The sequence below is a fragment of the Candidatus Cloacimonadota bacterium genome (assembly GCA_020532355.1).
Lineage (GTDB): Bacteria > Cloacimonadota > Cloacimonadia > Cloacimonadales > Cloacimonadaceae > UBA5456.
This window is the reverse complement of the sequence record JAJBBD010000057.1, coordinates 1-9,460: the sequence shown is the minus strand read 5'-3', so window position 1 is coordinate 9,460 and position 9,460 is coordinate 1. Positions and strand designations below refer to the sequence as shown.

The following is a 9,460-nucleotide window of genomic DNA, read 5'->3' as shown; positions in this document are numbered from 1 at the left end:
TCCGGCAATTCAACGGTGCCATTGCCAATAGCGAAGGCATTTCGGCCGCTTTCATAAGCAATGGACAGCTTTGCTGCTCCCTCTACTCTATAACCGTTAACCTGTTGATAGTATACAGTCTTAATTCTGCCATGCATATTAGTAATTCTAGTTCTAGCCAATTGCTCTCGCCGGGCAAAAGTATAAGGTAAAACCTTATCCATGATCTGTTCGAAAGCAGTTCTAAAGGACGCGGTATCAGCTTCTGCTGTGATCTGTATGTCGGCAAACTTACCTTCATAATAGCCCAAACACATCCTATTCAAATCATAACTTACATTACCCCTAAACCCCGTCTCAGCCTTAAAGCGTTCTGCCAGTTGATTAAGTTCTTGGGTTTTGCGCACATACTCTTCCGCATCGAAGGGATCTTCACTGGCGAAGATCGCTGTGCCGAGCAGTATGAGCAAGATCGTGATCAGTAATTTTGCTTTCATCTTTGTTCTCTTTGAATGTTTGAGCATTGTTTCATGGTACTTTAGCTAAATTGTGAACTTATAAATCGGCATACTTCAACTCACTAGATAAAATATTTCATATTGCGAATTATGCAATCAAAATTTTGGCAACGGCAAACCTCACTTCTGGTTTACTCTCCTACCTCGCTCTATTTATTCTCATTATCTCCTCATGTCATGAGGGTATAATGAGAGTATATTAAGCAAGGAAAGAGTGTGTGGAAGAGATAAAGAATTCTGAGTCGCTTCAATAATAACGAGAATAACGAGCCCATGCCACTATAGCAAAAAGGAATATGCCTCCACTTAAGCGTTACATCCATTATTGTATAAAGCGCAGCCCAATACCCCGATTAATCATCACACTCAGATTTTGAAGCCAAATGCAAAGATAATTACTACCTACAAGATTTGGAGAAGCATGAACCTCAAGTTTCCGAGAAAGCTTTATTTGCCTTGACGTATATCTTGATTAGGAATATACTTATTGACAGATTGATACAAATAATCTACATTGAAAAAGATGGATGATAACTGGTTAATTTTAATCTTGGTGGTCTGAGCTTATGTAATACCAAGAGGATGATATGGATATTATGCAGTATCAAGAGATACTAAAAAGCGCAATGTTTGGTTATGCCTACCATGAAGTGGTTAAAGACGATAAAGGCAAAGTATGCGATTATCGCTTTTTGGAAGTAAATAAAACCTTTGTGGAGCTCACCGGGGCAAAGCAGGATATTTTTACTGGTAAGACCATAAAAGAGGTTTATCCGCAAATAACGCAAGAAACCGTAGATTGGATAGATATATACGGCAAAATAGCAACTGAGGGTGGAAGTCAAATATTTGAAGCGAAATCTAAACTATTCAAGAAAAGCTTTAAAATCCAAGCTATTTCGCTCAAACCAGGGTACTTCACTACTATATTTTTCGATATTTCTCACTATTGTGAATTACAGGAAGAGCTTAGTGCAAGCGAAGAACGATTACACTTATTACTGGAAAACTCTAATGAATGGGTCATCATCTTGAATGCAGATTTGAAAGTAGTGTATTCTACAAGACTGGGAGAACAGCTACTGGGGCTTGAGGTAGAAAAGATATTTGATCTTGACGTTCTTTCGGTAGTGCATCCTGATGACCTCATTATTGCTAAGAATATTATTACATGGCTACAAAACAATCCAGGCGAATTAACAACCAAACACTTTCGGGTTTTATCTACCAATAACAAAAGCTTATGGTTAGAAGTGAGTGTGATGAATCTGTTAAGCATGCCGGCAATTTCGGGCATTATCGCTCACGTGCGAGACATCAGTGAAAGCAAGGCTGCGGAGAATGCTTTACGAGAAAGTGAAAACAAATTGCGATACATAACTGATAACATCACAGATGTAGTATTTATGACCGATAAAAACTTTGAAACAACATACGTTAGCCCTTCGGTTATGCAGATGTTTGGCGAAGGCCCCGAAGAGTATATGGCTCGCTCACTGGAAGAAAGACATCCTCCAGAATCGTTGGCAATAATGCAAGAAGCTTTTGCCGAGGAAATTGCCCGCGATAAACAACCGGGAGTAGATCTCAACCGTACAAGGTTCATCGAATTACAGCATTATCGTAAGGATGGCAGTCTGGCAGACATTTCCATGCATGTATCGATGATAAGAGATGAGCATGGAGAGTTTGCCGGTTTACGAGGAGTAAGCAGAGATATTAGCCAAAAAAAGAAAACCGAACAAGAACTGAAAGAGAAGAATAAATATATAGAATCTTTATTATTGGCAATTCCAGATCCGATTTTTGTTTTAAATAAAGAAGGTATGATTTCAGATCTAAAATCGGGACTAGATAACATGCTCTATATACCCAGAGAGCAAATCCCAAATCAATATCTTAATGAGATACTACCCAAGGAATTGAGCGACAAAATGCTGCTGTTGATACAGCAAGTATTGGAAACGGGAGAAACACGAGATATACAATACGAATTGGAACAAGATGGCAAAATAAGGGCATACGAAGCACGCATAAGTCCTTTTGCCGATGATAAAGTGATTTCTATAGTACGGGAGATTACGGAACAGCGCAGGGCAGCCCAATCAATCTTGGCTCGTAATAAATTTCAAAAAATGATTGTCGATATCTCTACCGCATTTGTAAAAAGCAAGAATACCAACCTCAGCCTAGTGTTAGATAATAGCCTTAAACTTGTGGGAGAGTTTTTTGGAGTACAAAGAGCATATATCTACCGATATTCAGAAGATTACTCTGTACTTAGAAACTCTAACGAGTGGTGTGCCCCGGGTATTGTGTCCCGAAAATTGAACCGAGATATGTATCACACTTCGGCTATCCCATGGTGGCATAAGCAAATCTTAGAGGGGAGTATCATCAAAATTCCCGATTTAGCGAAGTTAGAAAAAGAAGCACCTATTGAATATCAGATTCTAAAAGAGCAGAATATAAAATCTATTCTTTGCATACCAATATCCAGCAGAGCTAGGGTATTAGGATACTTTGGTTTCGACAGTATTGGGAGCAGCAGACTCTTTAGCGATGCTGAAACAGATAATTTGTTGGTAGTAGCAAATCTTTTAGGTGAAGTTTTGCAAAAAAACGATATTGAGAGTCAGATGCGCAACCAATCCCGTCTTAGAGAGATAATAAGCCATATTGCCATGAAATATATTAATCTACCTTCAAATAATCTAGAAGAAAATATCCTTGATTCCTTGGCAGAATTGGCAGCGTTTTCCCGGGCAAATCGAGCCTTTATATTCCATTACGAATGGGACAAGCAACTGTGCATAAGAATCAGTGAATGGTATTCTAAAGAAATTGCTAACATTGTTTCAGTGCCTAAGATAATTCACATTGAAGACTTAAAGCCCTGGACCCAGATGCATCAAAATGGGGAGATTGTTGCCTTAGACGATGTTCAAGCCGCCGAATTACCAGAGAAATTGAAAAGCATCTTACTAGCTCAAAACGTAAAAAGCTTAGTAATAATACCTTTAATATCTGATGAACATTGTTTAGGATTTGTAGGATTTGATTTTGTAAAGAAATCTCAAGCAATTTCCTCAACCGATATCAACCTACTCTCACTATTTGCCCAACTCTTAGTAAATGTTCGCAATCGACGCGCCTTAGAACAAAGCCTAATTCAAGAAAAGGAACGTGCCGAAACAGCTAATAGAGCAAAAAGTGAGTTCTTGGCAAATATGAGTCATGAAATTCGCACCCCACTTAATGGGGTTTTGGGCTTTGCTGAGTTATTATATAATTCCGGTTTGGATGAAGTTCATCATCAGTATGCGCAAAACATTATTAATTCCAGTTACAATCTACTGGGTATAATTAGCGACATTTTAGATTTTTCCAAAATTGAAGCCGGTAAGCTGGATTTATCGCCCGTAAGAACAGATTTGATAGAGCTTTTGGAACATGCAACCGACATTGTAAAAATTAAAACAGGGAAAAAAGACCTGGAATTGCTGCTGGATATAAATCCCGATCTCCCCCGTTATGCCGTAGTTGATCCCTTGCGTTTGAACCAAATCCTGATAAATCTGCTTTCCAACGCCGAAAAGTTTACCGACCAAGGAGAGGTGGAACTTAAAGTGAATTATGCACTAACGGATTCGGAGCATGCGGATATCTTTTTCCAAGTGCGAGATACCGGGATTGGAATCGAACCAGCTTTACAGAAACGTTTGTTTAGGGCTTTTTCACAATTGGACTCTTCAACAACCAGAAAATATGGCGGCACCGGTTTGGGCTTGGTAATCTCAAATCATTTGGCAAGCCTTATGAATAGCTACATAAGCCTAGAAAGCGAGCCGGGGAAAGGATCTATCTTCCGCTTTAACATAAATTGCAGAATAGAGCAGAGTAAACGGGAAAAGGTAGATATAAAGAAGATAAAACGTGTGCTGGTTTTAGATGATAATCAAACAAGCTTGAAGATTATTGCAAAGTATCTTTCTTTGTATAAACTACAAGTTAACAGTTTTTTATCACCTCAGAAGGCATTGGATCATTTGGCAGAAGCCCAAGTTTATGATTTGATTCTGGTGGATTATGCCATGCCGGAATTGAATGGTTTGGATACAATAAACAAAATAGTGCTCAGATATCCAGAAAAAGTTGCAACTACTACTATAGTGTTGATGCACGGAGCATCTGAAGAATTCATTATTCAACATAGTGCTCTGGCATACGATCTGAAATATCGTCTTATTAAACCAATCAAAGCCCATAGTTTACAAGAGTTGCTGCTTTCTATTGAAAACCAAGTTGCGGTAAATGCTCCCCCAAAAAATAAAGCCACAGCAAATACTAATACACCAAAGTATGTGTTTAAAGAAAAACCTCGCATTTTAATAGCTGAAGATAACTACCTAAATCTTACCCTGTTAAAAGAGATGATACTGCAATCGATGCCTCAAGCAGAAATCTTTCCAGCTTCAGATGGACTGTTAGCAATCGAAGAAGTGCGAAAACATGACCCTCATATTGTTTTGATGGATGTTCAGATGCCCAATATGGATGGAGTTAGCGCGAGTATAGAGATCAGGAAGTTTTCGAATACCCCAATAATTGCCATTACTGCTGGTGCCTTAAAAGAAGAGCAAGACCGCTGCATAAGCGCCGGAATGAACGATTTTCTAACTAAACCAGTAATGGCAAACGAGTTGTTGAACTCATTGTTGGAACATCTCGGCAAATCCTTACCACTCCAAAATCATGATTCAGAAATATCTTTAAGTAATAAAGAAGATTTGAACGAACCCGATGATCCTTTAGGCTATCATTTCAATAGAAATGCCTTATTAAAGAACATTTCAGGCGATAAAGATACATTAAAGAGCCTATTAGAATTGGCATATAAAAGTTTTCCAAAGAAATTACGAAATTTGAAGCAAGCAATAGACACACAAGACTATACTGAGATGAAGAGTCTGTTACATTCACTGCGAGGTACGGCACAGAATATGCATTTCGATATTTTTGGCAAAATTGCAAGAGAACTGGAAACCGGCTATGCTGAACTTGGCAGCGAGCAACTTTTAGGGTATTATCATAGGCTTGTTGAAGAATGGGAGCTCGTAAAAAAGCAAATAGATACCGAAGTATAGATCAATAGTTGCACTGGATCAAAACATCATAAATGGGTAGTGTCATAAAGATTGTTGTAAACTAGGCAACCCCCGAGCATGAAAAGGTTGAGTCGGATCCCACTCTTTGTTTTTATCGTTATACCAGCAAACTAGAGAACAAGGAGAAGTCATTTGACTCAACCGAAAAGAAAGATTGGTGAAAGAGCTGCTTAAGGCTGTTTGGTGCGATCCTACCGGCTGTTTAGAATAGTTATCTGCATCGTTCTTTGATAATTTCCTATTGTGAGTTATCTTTTAGATTGATATTACGGCTCTTAAACCCGTATCCCATTACATCGTAGACATCAGTAAGAATCATAAAGGCATCGGGATCAATTTCTTTAACCAAGTCAGTTAGTATGGGTACTTGCCGGCGGTTCATAACGCAAAAGATAACGTTTATATCTCTCTGATTAAATCCGCTCATGCCTTTAAGCAAGGTAACACCTCGCTGGAGTCTGTCGAAGATAATGCCTCTAATCTCATCCACATGGTCGGAGATTATATACACTCCCTTAATGTAGGGTAAGCCTTCTGAGGCAAGATCGGTAATCTTGGTGGTAACGAATAAATTGATATATCCCCAGATTAAGAGTTTGGGGTCTCTAAGGAAAAGTGCTACAGCCAAAATAATCCCGGTTTCTACGATATAGTAACCAGTGCCAATTGAAATATTCGCTTTTTGCTTGATGAGGGCAACCGGGATATCCGTTCCTCCGGTAGAGCCCCTAAACCGAAAAATCAAGCCTAAGCCCAAACCCAATAATACCGAGCCAGCAATGGCAGAAAGGAATAGCTCTTCGGGAGCCAACATGGCATAAACCACTCTATCGCCAACAATGTGCGTATAGGGTACTAAATCCTTAATAATGCCAAGGCGATGAAGCATGGGAAAACTCATTAGATCTGTCATTAGAGCAGAAACTATCATGCCATATAAAGACTTACTGCCAAAAGACTTACCTATAAAGATAAAACTTATCAGAAAGAGGGGAATGTTTATAATTACCATCCCCACTCCATTGGGAAGCCCAAAAAGCATGTGTAAAATTTGAGATATACCTCCTACTCCACCTGGTGCCATATTGTATGGCAAAAGAAACCATGAGTATCCTGCGGCAAAAAAGATTGAGGCAAATACTATGCCAAGATGATTAAATATCTCTCGTTTGATGCGTAGCTTGCGCACATTGGTTTTCGGCATTTGCTGTCTCCTATTGTACTTGACGAATAATGCTATAAATAATAGTTTGTTTCAGCTTATATTATATGTGGAGGGTAATTGTGCTCCACTTGTATAAACTAAGCTTGAGATTATAAACAAGGAAATACTATATGAAGATCGATATCAGATTGGACGGACACAAACACAGTCTCGTAGAACTGGATAATGCAAGGCCCATCTCTCAGATACTCAAGGGAAGTGGCATCGACCGCAGCCTCGTTCTGAGCTATAAAATTAATCACACAGAATATGTCAATGAAGATTATCTGCCTCATGGCGATAGTTTGATTAACTGTATTACAGCAAAGCACCCTGAAGGGTATCGCATATATCAGGATACCGCCATTTTCATACTCACTAAAGCGTTACATACACTTTTAGGCGATTCACATTCAATGGTAGCGGAACACTCCATCGGAGATGGTGTTTTTTGTGAAGTATTCAATGCTGAGAAGTTCTCGAAAGAAGATTGCGTAAGAATAAAAGCAGAAATGCAACGAATTATTGCCAGCGATCTACCTATCGACCGCATCGAAGTAAAAACTTCCGAAGCAATTGATATTTTCAACAGTATGAGACGCAAGGACGTGTTGAAAAACATAAAATCCCACTATAGTGAATCGGTTAGCATATATCGTTGTGGCAAATATTACGATTTTTTTATTCGCCCTTTGGCAGATAGAACTAGTTTCATTACACAATTCGATATAGCCTATCAAGAACCGGGGTTTATTTTGCGCTTCCCTTCGGGTAAACAAATGGAACTAAAACAACCCTTTGTGCTCCCTTCAAAAGTTTTTGCTCTGCATCAGGAACATGATAAATGGCTGGATATTTTACGTGTACACAACATCTCAGATATTAATCGCTTAAACGATAACTACGAGATATCTCAATTTATCTTAGTTGAAGAAGCGCTTCATGAGAAGAAGATTGCCGAAATCGCCGCAGATATTGTTAAGCAAGAAGATATCAAGCTTATCCTGATTGCAGGACCATCTTCATCTGGAAAAACCACCTTTGCCAAACGCTTAAGTGTGCAGTTGCAAGCAAGTAAAGCCAAGCCTTTTGTTATTGGTATGGACGATTACTTTCTGAATAGAGACCTCACTCCCCGAAAAGAAGATGGAGATTACGATTTTGAATCTATCCATTCCATCGATCTGGATTATCTTAATATGCAACTAACTCAGCTCTTGGAAGGCGAACAAATTGAATTGCCTCACTATGACTTTACACGAGGAGTACGACGCCGTAGCAATCACTTTGTAAAGATGGAGAGAGATAACATCATCATCATGGAAGGGATTCACGGTTTGAACGATGTACTAACCTCTGCCATTGCAGAGCATCGCAAGGCTCGCATCTATATTTCTGCGTTAAATCAACTAAATATTGATAATCATAACCGAATACCAACTACAGATTGCCGTTTGCTGCGCCGCATTATCCGCGACCATCAGTATCGTGGTTATTCTGCCGAAGAAACAATTGTCCGTTGGCGTGATGTTCGAGATGGAGAGGAAAAAAACATCTTTCCTTTCCAAGAAAATGCAAACTACATGTTTAACAGCAGCTTAACTTACGAACTTGGTGTGCTCAAAAAACACGCTTGGAAAATGCTATTAAGTGTCCCTTCCACTTCATCTGCATATACCGAATCCCGACGTTTATTGCGTTTACTTTCGCATTGTAAAGATATCGACGATGCTCATGTGCCCTATAATTCCATAATCCGTGAGTTCACCAACGGATCGGTATTCAGATACTAAAATGCCCAAGATTAACATTCTCTCGGAAAACGTACGCAATAAAATAGCTGCTGGCGAAGTAATTGAAAGACCCGCCTCGGTAGTTAAAGAACTTGTGGAAAATAGTATTGATTCCGGTGCAGATTCCATAACCGTAATAGTGGAAAACGGTGGTAAAGACATGATACAAGTTATTGATAACGGTGAAGGAATGGAGCCCGATGATGCTATGCTCGCCTTAGAAAGCCACGCCACCAGCAAAATCAGAAATGTAGATGATATTGTGCATATAAACTCACTTGGTTTTAGGGGGGAAGCCTTACCATCCATAGCTTCGGTATCAAAATTCACGCTTCTTACTCGCAGTAGAAATCTGGATGTTGCCCTTAGAATAGAAATGAACGATGGGAAGCTGCTGGACGTGATGAAAACATCATCAAACCCCGGAACATCAATATGGGTAAGAGGCCTTTTTAAAAGTCTTCCCGCGCGTCGTAAGTTTCTCCGCTCTGAAACAGTGGAATTGCGACATATCCTCAAGTACTTCCACTATCAAGCGATTATTTATCCCAATATAAGCTTTAAACTAATAGCAGATAGCAAAGAAAAACTAAACTATATTGGCGGAAACGCCCGCATCAAGCGCATGAGCGAGATTTTTGGCTCCAGCTTTTTCAATGACGATATTATTGAAATTGACGCTGCTGCAGAGACTTACGCTGTTAGTGGCTATATCTTTGGCCTGGAAGAACGCTCAGATAAGCTTATCGATGCCCAATATGTGTTCATTAATGGCAGATTTATAAACGATAAAACAGT

5 protein-coding genes are annotated in these 9,460 nt (G+C 39.3%); 3 read left to right on the top strand and 2 right to left on the bottom strand.

Annotated features, from left to right (window positions below; all coding sequences use genetic code 11):
• On the bottom strand, positions 1-476 hold a 476-nt coding region (locus LHW48_01780; GenBank protein ID MCB5259194.1), incomplete at its 3' end, for a hypothetical protein.
• Positions 477-1,084: 608 nt separating this feature from the next.
• Between LHW48_01780 and LHW48_01775 the strand changes: the two genes are divergently transcribed.
• Complete coding sequence (locus tag LHW48_01775; GenBank protein MCB5259193.1) at positions 1,085-5,644, top strand: PAS domain S-box protein; 4,560 nt, start codon at positions 1,085-1,087, stop codon at positions 5,642-5,644.
• A 259-nt stretch (positions 5,645-5,903) separates the two neighbouring features.
• On the opposite strand, the gene LHW48_01770 is transcribed toward LHW48_01775, so the two are convergent.
• Entirely contained in the window at positions 5,904-6,869 is a 966-nt protein-coding gene (locus tag LHW48_01770; GenBank protein ID MCB5259192.1) for a YitT family protein, read from the bottom strand.
• Positions 6,870-7,000: 131 nt separating this feature from the next.
• Here LHW48_01770 and LHW48_01765 point away from each other — a divergent pair, with 131 nt between their 5' ends.
• Positions 7,001-8,662 (top strand): nucleoside kinase, encoded by a 1,662-nt coding sequence (locus LHW48_01765; protein MCB5259191.1) that lies wholly within the window; start codon positions 7,001-7,003, stop codon positions 8,660-8,662.
• Position 8,663: 1 nt separating this feature from the next.
• On the top strand, positions 8,664-9,460 hold a 797-nt coding region (gene mutL / locus LHW48_01760; protein MCB5259190.1), incomplete at its 3' end, for a DNA mismatch repair endonuclease MutL.

What these genes read in the sequence shown, in the direction of transcription:
- LHW48_01775 (MCB5259193.1), top strand. Translation starts at nt 1,085, where the DNA reads ATGGATATTATGCAGTATCAAGAGATACTAAAAAGCGCAATGTTTGGT.
- LHW48_01770 (MCB5259192.1), bottom strand. Translation starts at nt 6,869, where the DNA reads ATGCCGAAAACCAATGTGCGCAAGCTACGCATCAAACGAGAGATATTT.
- LHW48_01765 (MCB5259191.1), top strand. Translation starts at nt 7,001, where the DNA reads ATGAAGATCGATATCAGATTGGACGGACACAAACACAGTCTCGTAGAA.